This window comes from Pseudomonas kurunegalensis, assembly GCF_030291635.1.
Classification (GTDB): Bacteria; Pseudomonadota; Gammaproteobacteria; order Pseudomonadales; family Pseudomonadaceae; genus Aquipseudomonas; species Aquipseudomonas monteilii.
The window spans coordinates 1,364,504-1,378,298 of sequence record NZ_CP127871.1 but is presented as its reverse complement, the minus strand read 5'-3'; the positions used below and the strand labels follow the sequence as shown (position 1 = coordinate 1,378,298).

Annotated in this window: 10 protein-coding genes; 1 reads left to right on the top strand and 9 read right to left on the bottom strand. The window is 62.3% G+C overall.

Translation table 11 applies throughout. The features are described from left to right. Positions 1–35 precede the first annotated feature (35 nt). Entirely contained in the window at positions 36–890 is an 855-nt protein-coding gene (gene fghA, locus QQ992_RS06170) for an S-formylglutathione hydrolase (protein ID WP_119371085.1), read from the bottom strand. A gap of 8 nt (positions 891–898) precedes the next feature. Next, the gene (locus QQ992_RS06165) at positions 899–2,011 is read right to left on the bottom strand and encodes an S-(hydroxymethyl)glutathione dehydrogenase/class III alcohol dehydrogenase (protein WP_016712915.1); all 1,113 of its coding nucleotides are present in this window, start codon (positions 2,009–2,011) and stop codon (positions 899–901) included. Positions 2,012–2,118: 107 nt separating this feature from the next. Here QQ992_RS06165 and QQ992_RS06160 point away from each other — a divergent pair, with 107 nt between their 5' ends. Then, positions 2,119–3,015, top strand: a complete 897-nt coding sequence (locus QQ992_RS06160; protein ID WP_286112623.1) for a LysR substrate-binding domain-containing protein — start codon at positions 2,119–2,121, stop codon at positions 3,013–3,015. Between the two features lie 64 nt (positions 3,016–3,079). Here the strand turns inward: QQ992_RS06160 and ispD are convergent, their stop codons facing one another. The 7 genes from ispD to dnaE form a co-directional block, all read right to left on the bottom strand. Further along, positions 3,080–3,787: a 2-C-methyl-D-erythritol 4-phosphate cytidylyltransferase gene (gene ispD / locus QQ992_RS06155; RefSeq protein WP_274082472.1), complete on the bottom strand. Its 708-nt coding sequence runs from the start codon at positions 3,785–3,787 to the stop codon at positions 3,080–3,082. Further along, positions 3,784–4,065 (bottom strand): cell division protein FtsB, encoded by a 282-nt coding sequence (gene ftsB / locus QQ992_RS06150; protein WP_016712918.1) that lies wholly within the window; start codon positions 4,063–4,065, stop codon positions 3,784–3,786. Before ftsB ends, ispD begins: the two co-directional genes overlap by 4 nt. Before the next feature lie 168 nt (positions 4,066–4,233). After that, entirely contained in the window at positions 4,234–5,523 is a 1,290-nt protein-coding gene (gene eno / locus QQ992_RS06145; protein WP_060497315.1) for a phosphopyruvate hydratase, read from the bottom strand. A 198-nt stretch (positions 5,524–5,721) separates the two neighbouring features. After that, positions 5,722–7,350: a CTP synthase gene (gene pyrG, locus QQ992_RS06140; protein ID WP_119371087.1), complete on the bottom strand. Its 1,629-nt coding sequence runs from the start codon at positions 7,348–7,350 to the stop codon at positions 5,722–5,724. A 269-nt stretch (positions 7,351–7,619) separates the two neighbouring features. Next, on the bottom strand, positions 7,620–8,903 hold the full coding sequence (tilS, locus tag QQ992_RS06135) for a tRNA lysidine(34) synthetase TilS (protein WP_286112621.1): 1,284 nt from the start codon (positions 8,901–8,903) through the stop codon (positions 7,620–7,622). A gap of 148 nt (positions 8,904–9,051) precedes the next feature. Next, positions 9,052–9,999: an acetyl-CoA carboxylase carboxyltransferase subunit alpha gene (locus QQ992_RS06130; protein WP_025755052.1), complete on the bottom strand. Its 948-nt coding sequence runs from the start codon at positions 9,997–9,999 to the stop codon at positions 9,052–9,054. 106 nt (positions 10,000–10,105) lie between these two features. Then, positions 10,106–13,630: a DNA polymerase III subunit alpha gene (gene dnaE, locus QQ992_RS06125; protein WP_286112619.1), complete on the bottom strand. Its 3,525-nt coding sequence runs from the start codon at positions 13,628–13,630 to the stop codon at positions 10,106–10,108. Between the last annotated feature and the right edge of the window lie 165 nt (positions 13,631–13,795).

The window sequence follows — 13,795 nt, the reverse complement described above, 5'->3', positions numbered from 1 at the left end:
TTTGCAGCGGGTTTGGCGGCTTTTGGACCGGGCTGTTACACCCGCCCCAGTGCCACCGCATGATGGCGCAGGTGTTCCTCGATGAAGCTGGCAATGAAGTAGTAGCTGTGGTCATAACCCGGCTGCAGGCGCAGGGTCAGTTCATGCCCCCCTTTGCGTGCTGCCTGCTCCAGCGCTTCAGGCTTGAGCTGCTTTTCGAGAAAATCGTCACGGTCGCCCTGGTCCACCAGCAACGGCGGGCACTCGCCGGCCGGCGTTTCGGCCAACAGCACACTGGCATCCCACTCACGCCAGCGCGCACGGTCGTCACCCAGGTAACGGCTGAAGGCCTTTTCGCCCCATGGGCAGTCCATCGGGTTGCTGATCGGCGAGAACGCCGACACCGAACGGTAACGCCCCGGGTTGCGCAAGGCGCACACCAGCGCGCCGTGCCCGCCCATGGAGTGACCACTGATACTGCGCTCGCCCGATGCCGGGAAGTGCGCCTCGATCAGCGCGGGCAACTCCTCCACCACATAGTCGTGCATGTGGTAATGCTTGGCCCAGGGCTGCTGGGTGGCATTGAGGTAGAAGCCCGCCCCCAGGCCGAAGTCCCAGGCGCCGTCCGGGTCGCCCGGCACCTGCTCGCCACGCGGGCTGGTGTCGGGGGCGACGATGATCAGCCCAAGCTCGGCGGCCAGGCGCTGGGCGCCGGCCTTCTGCATGAAGTTTTCGTCGGTGCAGGTGAGGCCGCTGAGCCAGTACAGCACCGGCAGCTTTTCACCCTGTTCGGCCTGCGGCGGCAAGTACACGGCAAATACCATGTCGCAGCCCAGCACCTTGGAGTGATGCCGGTAACGCTTGTGCCAACCGCCGAAGCTTTTCTGGCAGGAGATGTTATCCAGGCTCATGGCGTACCTCAGAAGTGGATCACGCTGCGGATGCTCTTGCCTTCATGCATCAGGTCGAAGGCTTTGTTGATATCCTCCAGGCCCATGGTGTGGGTGATGAAGGTATCCAGCGGGATCTCGCCCTTCTCGGACATTTCCACGTAGCTTGGCAGCTCGCTGCGGCCACGCACGCCACCGAACGCCGAACCGCGCCATACCCGGCCGGTCACCAGCTGGAACGGACGGGTGGCGATTTCCTGGCCGGCACCGGCCACGCCGATGATCACCGACTCGCCCCAGCCCTTGTGGCAGCACTCCAGCGCCGCACGCATCAGTTGCACGTTGCCGATGCACTCGAAGGAGAAGTCCACGCCACCGTCGGTGAGGTCGACGATCACTTCCTGGATCGGGCGGTCGTAGTCTTTCGGGTTGATGCAGTCGGTGGCGCCCAACTGGCGGGCGATCTCGAACTTGGCCGGGTTGATGTCGATGGCGATGATGCGCGAGGCCTTGGCCTTGACCGCACCGATCACCGCCGACAGGCCGATGCCGCCCAGGCCGAAGATGGCCACGGTATCACCCGGCTTGACCTTGGCGGTGTTGAGCACCGCGCCGATACCGGTGGTGACGCCGCAGCCCAGCAGGCACACCTTTTCCAGTGGTGCTTCTTTCTGGATTTTGGCCACGGAGATTTCCGGCAGCACGGTGTACTCGGAGAAGGTCGAGGTCCCCATGTAGTGGAACAGCTGCTGGCCTTTGTAGGAGAAGCGCGTGGTGCCGTCGGGCATCAGGCCCTTGCCTTGGGTCGCACGGATGGCCTGGCACAGGTTGGTCTTGCCCGAGAGGCAGAACTTGCACTTGCCGCATTCCGGGGTGTAGAGCGGAATCACATGATCGCCAACGGCCACCGAGGTCACGCCCTCGCCTACCGCTTCAACGATCGCGCCACCTTCGTGGCCGAGGATCGACGGGAAGATGCCTTCCGGGTCGGCGCCGGACAGGGTGTAGGCGTCGGTGTGGCAGACACCGCTGGCGACCACGCGCAGCAGCACTTCACCGGCCTTGGGCATGGCCACGTCGACTTCGACGATTTCCAGGGGTTTCTTGGCTTCGAAGGCTACGGCGGCACGGGACTTGATCATCAAAGGTCTCCAGACAGAGTGTCGATTCAGGCTTGCAGTGTAATTCACCGCCTTTTGATGAATAATCCAGGCAAAGACAAAACATTATTGCCATGCAGGGATAATCAATGAGCAGCCGCTGGGAAGGTATCGACGAATTCGTCGCCGTGGCCGAATCGGGCCAGTTCACGGCGGCCGCCGAACGCCTGGGGGTTTCCTCGTCGCACATCAGTCGCCAGATCGCCCGCCTGGAGGAGCGCCTGCAAACGCGCCTGCTCTACCGCAGTACCCGTCGGGTGACCTTGAGCGAGGCCGGGCAGACCTTTCTGCAGCATTGCCAGCGCCTGCAGGATGGCCGCGAGGAAGCCCTGCGCGCCATGGGCGACCTGGCCAGCGAGCCAAAGGGATTGCTGCGCATGACTTGCGCGGTAGCGTACGGCGAGCGCTTCATCGTGCCGCTCGTGACACGGTTCATGGCGCTGTACCCGCAGTTGCGCGTGGAGGTGGAGTTGAGCAACCACACCCTCGACCTGCTGCACGAAGGCATGGACCTGGCCATCCGTTTGGGGCGGCTGGCCGATTCTCGGTTGGTGGCCGCCCGCCTCGCACCCCGGCGCATGTACCTGTGTGCCTCGCCGGCTTATCTGGAACGTTACGGTCGACCCCACAGCCTGTCAGAGTTGGCGCGGCACAATTGCCTGGTGGGCAGTTCGGACTTATGGGCGTTGCAGCAGGATGGCCGCGAGATCAGCCAGCGGGTGCAAGGGAACTGGCGCTGCAACAGTGGGCAGGCGGTGCTGGATGCGGCGTTGCAGGGGATGGGGTTGTGCCAGTTGCCGGATTATTACGTGCTGGAGCACTTGCATACGGGGGCTCTGGTGTCGTTGCTGGAGGCGCACCAGCCGCCAAATACGGCAGTGTGGGCGCTGTATCCGCAACAGCGGCACCTGTCGCCGAAGGTGCGGCGGCTGGTGGATTACCTGAAGGAGGGGTTGGCGGGGTTGCCTGAATACCGAGTGACCTGACAGCTCGCTGGGTCCGCTTCGCGGCCTTGTGTCGCGAAAGGACCGCGCAGCGGTCCCGACAATCTCAGCGCCTACCCGCCCAGCGCTGGCGTAACCATTCCAAGTCTTCCGGTCGGGTCACCTTGATGTTGTCACTACGCCCTTCCACCAAGCGCGGCGCCTGGCCGGACCATTCGATGGCCGAAGCTTCATCCGTCACTACCACATCCGACACCAGGCACTCAGCCAGCGCCCGGTGCAACGCGCCAAGGCGGAACATCTGCGGTGTATAGGCCTGCCAGATGGTGCTACGGTCCACGGTAGCACTTACCCGGCCGCGGCCATCGGCACGCTTGAGGGTATCGCGCGCCGGTACCGCCAGCAGGCCACCCACCGGGTCGTCCGCCAGCTCCGACAGCAGCTTGTCCAGGTCACTGCGCGCCAAATTCGGCCGCGCAGCATCATGCACCAGCACCCAGTCGCTGTCCGAGGCGCCTTGCGCATGCAGCAACAGCAAGGCATTGAGCACCGAATCGGCACGCTCGCGCCCACCCGCTGCGCGCTGGATGCGCGGGTCGCTGGCGCAACGCAGGGCCGGCCAGTACGGGTCATCTTCAGCAATGCTGACCACCACGCCTTTGAGCGCCGGGTGGCCAAGAAAACAGTCGAGGCTGTGCTCGAGGATGGTCTGCCCAGCCAGCTCCAGGTATTGCTTGGGGCGGTCGGCAGCCATGCGGGCACCTACGCCCGCAGCAGGAATCACGGCCCAGAAGGCCGGTAAGGTATCGATCATTTCTGTGGCAACTGGAAGAGGGTTTCGCCCTCTTTGACCATTCCCAATTCGTGGCGAGCCCGTTCTTCAACGGTCTCCATGCCTTTTTTCAGCTCCAGCACTTCGGCATCGAGCACGCGGTTGCGCTCAAGCAAGCGCTCGTTCTCGGCATGCTGCTCGTCAATCTGCTGCTTCAGTTCGGTCACTTGCGCCAGGCTGCCGTTACCCACCCACAGGCGGTACTGCAGGCCACCCAGCAGCAGGAGCAGAACGAGGAACACCCAATAGGGACTGCGCATCACGTTATCCAGGTTAAAAAGGCTGCCGCGTACTTGTTACTTCGGGGCCTCGAATAGCACGAAGCCTGGCCGAGGCCAGGCTTCGTTGACAGAAACCCGTTGGGATGTAGGAAAGATCAGTACGAACGTTCCTACAACTCCGGCTGCTGTCTTTTTACCATCTCTTGCTTAGCCGCGAAACTCGGCACGACCACGGTAAACCGCTTTGGCACCCAGTTGCTCTTCGATGCGCAGCAGCTGGTTGTACTTGGAAACGCGGTCAGAACGGCACAGCGAGCCGGTCTTGATCTGGCCAGCAGCGGTACCCACGGCCAGGTCGGCAATGGTCGAGTCTTCGGTTTCACCGGAGCGGTGCGAGATCACTGCGGTGTAACCGGCAGCCTTGGCCATCTGGATGGCTTCCAGGGTTTCGGTCAGCGAGCCGATCTGGTTGAACTTGATCAGGATCGAGTTACCGATGCCCTTCTCGATGCCTTCCTTCAGGATCTTGGTGTTGGTCACGAACAGGTCGTCGCCAACCAGCTGTACCTTTTCACCAATCTTGTCGGTGAGGATCTTCCAGCCAGCCCAGTCGGACTCGTCCAGGCCGTCTTCGATCGAGATGATCGGGAAGCGCTCGGTCAGGCCTTTCAGGTACTCGGCGAAACCTTCGGCGTCGAACGACTTGCCTTCGCCGGACAGGTTGTACTTGCCGTCTTCGTAGAATTCGGAAGCCGCGCAGTCCAGGGCCAGGGTCACGTCGGTGCCCAGCTTGTAACCCGCTTTTTCGACCGCTTCGGCGATGGCGCCCAGGGCGTCTTCGTTGGAAGCCAGGTTAGGAGCGAAGCCACCTTCGTCACCCACGGCGGTGTTCAGGCCACGGGCCTTCAGCACGGCTTTGAGGTGGTGGAAGATTTCGGTGCCCATGCGCAGGCCGTCGGAGAAGGTCTTGGCGCCTACCGGCTGAACCATGAACTCCTGGATGTCGACGTTGTTGTCGGCGTGCTCGCCACCGTTGATGATGTTCATCATCGGAACCGGCATCGAGTACTGGCCCGGGGTGCCGTTCAGGTTGGCGATGTGCGCGTACAGCGGCAGGTCCTGGTCCTGGGCAGCGGCCTTGGCGGCAGCCAGGGAAACAGCCAGGATGGCGTTGGCGCCCAGCTTGGCCTTGTTCTCGGTACCGTCCAGTTCGATCATGGCGTGGTCCAGGGCCTTCTGGTCGGAAGGGTCCTTGCCCAGCAGCAGGTCACGGATCGGGCCGTTGATGTTGGCGACAGCCTTCAGCACGCCCTTGCCCAGGTAACGGCTCTTGTCGCCATCACGCAGCTCCAGCGCTTCGCGCGAGCCAGTGGAAGCACCGGACGGCGCGCAGGCGCTGCCGATGATGCCGTTGTCGAGCAGTACATCGGCTTCCACGGTGGGGTTGCCACGTGAATCGAGAACTTCACGACCTTTGATGTCGACGATTTTTGCCATTGTTGTAAGCACTCCAGAATTGACGAAAACAACGCAGCTTTAGGGAATTCTTGCCTTGCACCAGGCGCGGATGCAGCAGGCAGGCCTGGCATAAGCAACCCCTGACCGAGCGGTCAGGGGTAGATCGGGGGCGTACTTTACCCGAGAAATGAGCCTTGCGCGGTTATAACCGTCGGAAAACTCATCAAAGCCCTTAAATCAGGCTTTGCTCTTCTGGGCCAGGGCCGCTTTGACGAAACCGCTGAACAGCGGATGGCCGTCACGTGGGGTGGAGGTGAACTCCGGGTGGAACTGGCAGGCGACGAACCATGGGTGGTCCTTGGACTCGACCACTTCCACCAGCGCGCCGTCTTCGGAACGACCAGAAACCACCAGGCCTGCGTCGACCAGTTGCGGCAGCAGGTTGTTGTTCACTTCGTAGCGGTGGCGGTGACGCTCGGTGATCACGTCCTTGCCGTAGCAATCGTGTACCTTGGAACCGGCAGCCAGCTGGCAGTCCTGCGCGCCCAGGCGCATGGTGCCGCCCAGGTCGGAAGCCTCGTTGCGGGTTTCGACGGCACCGGTGGCATCGGCCCACTCGGTGATCAGGCCGACCACAGGGTGGCCGCTGTTGCGGTCGAACTCGGTGGAGTTGGCGTCTTTCCAGCCCATGACGTTACGGGCGAATTCGATCACGGCCACCTGCATGCCCAGGCAGATACCCAGGTACGGCACTTTGTTTTCACGGGCGTATTGCACCGCAGTGATCTTGCCTTCCACACCGCGCAGGCCGAAACCGCCCGGTACCAGAATGGCATCGGCGCCTTCGAGCAGGCTGGTGCCCTGATTCTCGATGTCTTCCGAATCGATGTAGCGCAGGTTGACCTTGGTACGGTTGGTGATGCCGGCGTGGCTCATCGCTTCGATCAGCGACTTGTACGCGTCCAGCAGCTCCATGTACTTGCCGACCATGGCGATGGTCACTTCCTGCTCAGGGTTGAGCTTGGCATCGACCACCTTGTCCCACTCGGACAGGTCGGCGCCACTGCACTGCAGGCCGAAACGCTCGACGACGAAGTCGTCCAGGCCCTGTGCGTGCAGTACGCCCGGGATCTTGTAGATGGTGTCGACGTCTTCCAGCGAAATCACCGCACGCTCTTCAACGTTGGTGAACAGCGCGATCTTGCGACGCGACGAGGCATCGACCGGGTGGTCGGAGCGGCAGATCAGCACGTCAGGCTGCAGGCCGATGGAGCGCAGCTCCTTGACCGAGTGCTGGGTCGGCTTGGTCTTGGTTTCGCCAGCGGTGGCGATGTACGGGACCAGGGTCAGGTGCATCAGCATGGCGCGCTTGGAGCCCACTTCGACGCGCAGCTGGCGGATGGCCTCGAGGAACGGCTGCGACTCGATGTCACCCACGGTACCGCCGATTTCCACCAGGGCCACGTCGGCATCGCCGGCACCCTTGATGATGCGACGCTTGATCTCGTCGGTGATGTGCGGGATGACCTGGATGGTCGCGCCCAGGTAATCACCACGACGTTCTTTACGCAGCACGTGCTCGTAAATGCGGCCGGTGGTGAAGTTGTTGTTCTGGGTCATGGTGGTGCGGATGAACCGCTCGTAGTGGCCCAGGTCGAGGTCGGTCTCGGCGCCATCGTGGGTGACGAATACTTCACCGTGCTGGAACGGGCTCATGGTGCCCGGATCGACGTTGATGTACGGATCCAGCTTGAGCATGGTGACCTTCAGGCCCCGCGCTTCCAGGATGGCCGCCAGGGAAGCCGAGGCAATGCCTTTCCCCAATGAAGAAACAACACCGCCCGTGACGAATATGTAGCGCGTCATGAAAAACCCTAGAAGTCTGCGTTAAGGCGGCCAGCGCCGCCGGAGAAAGCGAAGGAAGGCCGAAGCCCCCGATCACCTGCGTCAATCACAGTGCATCTCGAAAAACTGCCGCGTCTGTACAGACCAGGGGTATCCCCGGCATGGAGCTCGCTCGTCATTTCCAGAATCAGCCCAGCAAAAAACTGCTTGGTAATCGGCAACTCCTGTGTTTTCGCGGAACCCACAGAAGCTGTATCAAGAAGGGAGGGTAGTCTACCCGAATGTACCCTTCAGCTCAAACCTTGCGCGTTCGTCGGTAACTGCCAGTGCAGCTGGCAATCCGCCTGCACCAACCCCGGCAGGTTGGCCACCGCCAGCAAACACTCGCCCTGATACAGCAGCGGCAAGCGTGGGCGCAGGAAATGCGGCACCTGCAGCTCGTTAAGCAGGCGCTTGAGGTCGCGCCGCCCACGGCCGGGGATGTCCAGCATTTCGCCGCCCTGGCGATAGGCGATGCGCAGGTCACCGAGCGGCTGTGCGACCGCAAGACGCACGCTGCCGTTACCTGGCAGCAACAGCGGCCCGGTGGGGTTCACCCAGGCCAGCTCGCCGACGGGCAGTTGTAGCCAGTCACCACTCAGCCACCAGATGCGCCCATGGCTGCGCAGCAGTTGCCCGTCGGCGAGCCGCCAGACGGGCTGGGCATCCCCGGCTGCATCACGCAGGTCCGCCCAGCCAGCCCAGTGCCGGGTGTCTGGCAAACGGGTGCGAAGGCTCAACCAATACTGCAGGGCATTGCGTTGACGGGCGGGCGACAACGCGACCAGGGATGCCAGATCGAGCGAGTCCAGCCCAGCCCAGGCCTTCGGCGCCCCCCTTTCTGCGCACGCAAGGTCACCTTGGGCGAGCTCGTCCAGCAGCCCCAAGGCTTCGCCTAGGTGCTCTGCGGCGCGGGCGAGGTTCTGGGTGGTTTGCGGCCAACGTTGCTGCAAATGCGGGAGCACCTCGCCACGCAGGAAGTTGCGGGCGAAATGTGTGTCGGCGTTTGACGGGTCTTCGATCCAGGCCAGCCCTTTCATTCGGGCATAGTCTTGCAGCTGCTGCCGAGAACGAGCCAGCAAAGGCCTGACCAGACTGCCCTGCCCTAGCGCCCGCTGCACTGGCATTGCAGCCAGGCCACGCAGGCCCGCGCCGCGCAACAGACGAAACAGCAGGGTTTCGGCCTGGTCGTCACGGTGCTGGCCGGTGAACAAGATGTCGCCGGGGCTCAGGGCTTGCTTGAACGCGGCATAGCGGGCGTCGCGAGCGGCCTGTTCGAGGCTGGCGCCGGGGGCGACCTGGACGTGAATGACCTGGAGTTCGATGCCGAGATTGTCGCAGATGGCTTGGCAGTGTGCGGACCAAGCGTCGGCGGCGGTTTGCAGGCCGTGATGGATGTGGATCGCACGCAGCGGGGGGGATGTATGGTGGCGGGCGTAGTCGGCCAGCAGGTGCAGGAGGACGGTGGAGTCGAGGCCGCCGGAGAAGGCGATGTACCAGGCTGGGGCGTTGAGCCAAGGGGTGAGGTTGATCATCTGTTCCTCACTTGGCTTGAGATTGCCGGGGGTGCTTTGCACCCCTTTCGCGACACAAGGCCGCTCCTACAAGGAAATGCGGTCGCCTGTAGGAGCGGCCTTGTGTCGCGAAAGGGCCGCAAAGCGGCCCCTGGGCTAAATCAGTGAATCAGAGACCGTAGCTCATCAGGCGCTCGTAACGGCGGGCCAGCAGCGCGTCGTTGTCGAACTTGCTGAGCATGTCCAGCTGCTGCACCAGGTCGGCGCGGATGCTTTCCGACATCTTGACCGGGTCGCGGTGGGCGCCGCCCAACGGTTCCTGGATCACCTTGTCGACGATGTTCAGGCTTTTCAGGCGCTCAGCAGTAATACCCATGGCCTCGGCCGCATCAGCCGCCTTGTCGGCAGTCTTCCACAGGATCGAAGCACAACCTTCCGGCGAGATCACCGAGTAGGTGGAATATTGCAGCATGTTGAGCTGGTCACACACACCGATGGCCAGTGCACCACCAGAACCACCCTCGCCAATCACGGTCGCGATGATCGGGGTTTTCAGGCGAGCCATCACACGCAGGTTCCAGGCGATTGCCTCGCTCTGGTTGCGCTCTTCGGCGTCGATGCCCGGGTAGGCACCCGGCGTGTCGATGAAGGTCAGGATCGGCATCTTGAAGCGCTCGGCCATTTCCATCAGGCGGCACGCCTTGCGGTAGCCTTCCGGGCGCGGCATGCCGAAGTTGCGGCGCACCTTCTCGCGTACTTCACGGCCCTTCTGGTGGCCGATGACCATGACCGGCTTGCCGTCCAGGCGTGCGGTACCACCCACAATGGCGGCGTCGTCGGAGAAGTGGCGGTCACCGTGCAGCTCTTCGAACTCGGTGAAGATGTGTTCCAGGTAGTCCAGGGTGTAAGGACGACGCGGATGACGGGCCAGACGGGCGATCTGCCAGCTGGTCAGGTTGCCGAAGATGCTTTCGGTCAGGGTGCTGCTCTTGTCTTGCAGACGGGCAATTTCATCGCTGATGTTCAGCGAGTTGTCGTTGCCTACCAGGCGCAGGCCTTCGATCTTGGCTTGCAGGTCGGCAATCGGCTGTTCGAAATCGAGAAAATTCGGGTTCATAGTCATCCGTCTTGGGTCTACGGCCAGGCGGCCGGCCGGTTGATCCGTTTGGCGCCCTACCTTAAGGGATCAGGCGCATTCAGGTCGAGATTAAATTTTTTTCGGTTCAACGATATTGCAGGAAGACGTTCTCACGCCCGAACTGGTCACGCAGCGCCTGAATCAACCCATCGGCCGGGTCGATTGCCCACTGGTCGCCGAACTGCAGCATGGCCTTGGCATCGCTGCCGGTGTATTCCAGGGTAATCGGGCAGGCACCGCGATGGCGGGTAATCAGCTCGCCCAGCCACTTCAGGCGGTCGCCCTTCAATGCGTCGTGCGCCACCTTCAGGCGCAGGCTTTCGGCCAGCTTGGTGCGCGCATCTTCCATGGTCATCACCTGCTTGACCCGCAGGCGCAAGCCACCGGAGAAGTCGTCGTTGCTGACCTCACCCTCCACCACCACCATGGCATCGTTGTGCAGCAAGGACTGTGCCGCCATGAACGCATCGGCGAACAACGATGCCTCGATGCGCCCGGAGCGGTCATCCAGCGTGACAAAGCCCATCTTGTCGCCCTTCTTGTTCTTCATCACCCGCAGGGCAATGATCATGCCGGCTATAGTCTGGGTTTCACGCGACGGCTTCAGGTCGACGATGCGCTGGCGGGCAAAGCGGCGGATTTCGGCCTCGTACTCGTCGATCGGATGGCCGGTTAGGTACAGGCCAAGGGTGTCCTTCTCGCCCTTCAGGCGCTCCTTGAGGGTGAGCTCGCGCACCTTGCGGTGGTTGGCATAAACATCGACATCCGCCTCGTCGAACATGCTGCCGAACAGGTCGACATGGCCGCTGTCAGCGGTATGGGCCGCCTGCTCGGCAGCCTTGATGGCCTCACCCAACGCGGAGATCAAGGTTGCACGGTTGATGTCGATGTTGGCGTGATAGGCCTTGATCTCGTCATGGAAATGCGGCCCCAGGCGGTCCAGCGCACCACTTCGGATCAACGCATCCAGGGTACGCTTGTTGACCCGCTTGAGGTCGATACGTTCACAGAAGTCGAACAGGTCCTTGAACGGGCCGCCCTGGGCACGGGCTTCTACAATTGCCTCCACCGGGCCTTCACCCACGCCCTTGATGGCACCCAGGCCATAGACGATGCGGCCGTCGTTGTTGACGGTGAACTTGAAGTCGGAGAAGTTCACATCCGGCGCGTCGAGGCGCAGCTTCATGCTGCGCACTTCCTCGACCAGCACCACCACCTTGTCGGTGTTGTGCATGTCCGCCGACAGTACCGCGGCCATGAACGGGGCCGGGTAGTGGGTTTTCAGCCAGGCGGTCTGGTACGACACCAGGCCATAAGCCGCGGAGTGGGATTTGTTGAACCCGTAACCGGCGAACTTCTCTACCAGGTCGAAGATGTTACCGGCAAGGTCCGCATCGATATTGTTGGCCACGCAGCCTTCGATGAAACCACCGCGCTGCTTGGCCATTTCCTCGGGCTTTTTCTTACCCATCGCCCGGCGCAACATGTCCGCGCCGCCCAGGGTATAGCCCGCCATCACCTGGGCAATCTGCATCACCTGTTCCTGATACAGGATGATGCCGTAGGTCGGTGCCAGTACCGGCTTGAGGCCTTCGTACTGATAGTCGGAGTGCGGGTAGGCCAGTTCGGCACGGCCGTGCTTGCGGTTGATGAAGTCGTCCACCATGCCCGATTGCAGCGGGCCCGGGCGGAACAATGCCACCAGTGCGATCAGGTCTTCCAGGCAGTCAGGCTTGAGCTTCTTGATCAGCTCCTTCATGCCGCGCGATTCGAGCTGGAACACCGCCGTGGTTTCGGCCTTTTGCAGCAACTCGTAGGTCTTGCGGTCGTCCAGCGGGATGAAGTCGATGTTGAGATCCGGCAGGTTCTTCTTGGTCTGCTCGCGGTTGATGATCTCCATCGCCCACTTGATGATGGTGAGCGTACGCAGGCCGAGGAAGTCGAACTTCACCAGGCCCGCAGCCTCGACATCATCCTTGTCGAACTGGGTTACCAGCCCGCCGCCCTCTTCATCACAGGCAATCGGCGAAAAGTCGGTGAGCTTGGTCGGCGCGATAACCACACCACCGGCGTGCTTGCCGGTACCCCGGGTCACACCTTCCAGCTTCAGGGCCATGTCCCAGATTTCGCGGGCGTCTTCGTCGCCTTTGAGGAAGTCGCGCAGGATCTCTTCCTGCTCGTAGGCCTTCTCCAGGGTCATGCCCACTTCGAACGGGATCATCTTCGACAGGCGGTCGGCCAGGCCGTAGGACTTGCCCTGCACCCGCGCCACGTCACGCACCACCGCCTTGGCGGCCATGGTACCGAAGGTGATGATCTGGCTCACTGCATTGCGGCCGTAAGCCTCGGCCACATAGTCGATCACCCGGTCACGGCCGTCCATGCAGAAGTCGACGTCGAAGTCGGGCATGGAAATACGTTCAGGGTTGAGGAAGCGCTCGAACAGCAGGTCGTAGGCCAGCGGGTCGAGGTCGGTGATCTTGAGTACGTAGGCCACCAGCGAGCCAGCACCCGAACCACGGCCCGGGCCTACCGGCACGTCGTTGTTCTTGGCCCACTTGATGAAGTCCATAACGATCAGGAAGTAACCGGGGAAGCCCATCTGGATGATGATATCCAGCTCGAACTTCAGGCGGTCGAGGTACACCTGGCGCTTTTCTTCGTAATTGGGCGTGGTCTCTTTCGGCCACAGCACCGCCAGGCGCTCCTCCAGGCCTTCGTGGGACACATGCCGCAAGTAATCGTCGATACCCATGCCATTGGGCGTGGGGAAGTCGGGCAGGAAGTACTTGCCCAGCTGAACCTGGATATTGCAGCGCTTGGCGATTTCGACCGTGTTGGCGATGGCATCAGGCAGGTCGCTGAACAGCTCGGCCATTTCCTCGGCCGACTTCAGGTATTGCTGATCGCTGTAGCCACGCGGGCGGCGCGGGTCGTCGAGGGTCCAGCCCTCACCAATGCACACGCGGGTTTCATGGGCATCGAAGTCGGCTTGCTTGAGGAAGCGCACGTCGTTGGTGGCCACCAGCGGGGCGCCGAGCTTGTCTGCCAGCGCTACCGCAGCGTGCACGTACTCTTCGTCACGGGCGCGGTTGGTGCGCTGCACTTCAACGTAGAAACGATCGGGAAACATGCCCATCCAGTCTTGCAGCAGGGCCTGGGCTTCGTCGTCCCGGCCGGCCAGCAAGGCCATGCCAATGTCGCCTTCCTTGCCCGCAGACAGGGCAATCAGGCCTTCACTGGCATGGGCGATCCATTCACGCTGCAGGATGACCAGGCCATTGCGCTGGCCGTCGGTCCAGCCACGCGAGATCAACTCGGTGAGGTTGCGGTAGCCCTTGGGGTCCATGGCCAGGAAGCAGATGCGCGACAGCGGCGCTTCCGGGTCGGCACCGGCCAGCCACAGGTCGGCGCCGCAGATCGGCTTGATGCCGGCACCCATGGCGGTCTTGTAGAACTTCACCAGCGAGCACATGTTGCTCTGGTCGGTGATCGCCACCGCCGGCATGTTCATCCCCGCCAGCGCCTTGGCCAGCGGTTTGACCCGCACCAGGCCGTCGACCAGCGAGAATTCGGAATGGACGCGCAGGTGAACGAAGGGAACCGACATGGAAGATCCTGTAGCAGTGCTGAACGACAAGGGCGGGATTGTAGCTTAAATGGGGATGGGATTTGGGGCTGCGTGTAGGAGCGGGTTTACCCGCGAAGCAGGCACCTCGATGGATGGCACCGGCTACGCCGGTGTTCGCGGCTAAAGCCGCTCCTACAGGAAATC

What these genes read in the sequence shown, in the direction of transcription:
- fghA (WP_119371085.1), bottom strand. Translation starts at nt 890, where the DNA reads ATGAGCCTGGATAACATCTCCTGCCAGAAAAGCTTCGGCGGTTGGCAC.
- eno (WP_060497315.1), bottom strand. Translation starts at nt 5,523, where the DNA reads ATGGCAAAAATCGTCGACATCAAAGGTCGTGAAGTTCTCGATTCACGT.
- QQ992_RS06130 (WP_025755052.1), bottom strand. Translation starts at nt 9,999, where the DNA reads ATGAACCCGAATTTTCTCGATTTCGAACAGCCGATTGCCGACCTGCAA.
- ftsB (WP_016712918.1), bottom strand. Translation starts at nt 4,065, where the DNA reads ATGCGCAGTCCCTATTGGGTGTTCCTCGTTCTGCTCCTGCTGCTGGGT.
- pyrG (WP_119371087.1), bottom strand. Translation starts at nt 7,350, where the DNA reads ATGACGCGCTACATATTCGTCACGGGCGGTGTTGTTTCTTCATTGGGG.
- tilS (WP_286112621.1), bottom strand. Translation starts at nt 8,903, where the DNA reads ATGATCAACCTCACCCCTTGGCTCAACGCCCCAGCCTGGTACATCGCC.
- QQ992_RS06160 (WP_286112623.1), top strand. Translation starts at nt 2,119, where the DNA reads ATGAGCAGCCGCTGGGAAGGTATCGACGAATTCGTCGCCGTGGCCGAA.
- dnaE (WP_286112619.1), bottom strand. Translation starts at nt 13,630, where the DNA reads ATGTCGGTTCCCTTCGTTCACCTGCGCGTCCATTCCGAATTCTCGCTG.
- ispD (WP_274082472.1), bottom strand. Translation starts at nt 3,787, where the DNA reads ATGATCGATACCTTACCGGCCTTCTGGGCCGTGATTCCTGCTGCGGGC.
- QQ992_RS06165 (WP_016712915.1), bottom strand. Translation starts at nt 2,011, where the DNA reads ATGATCAAGTCCCGTGCCGCCGTAGCCTTCGAAGCCAAGAAACCCCTG.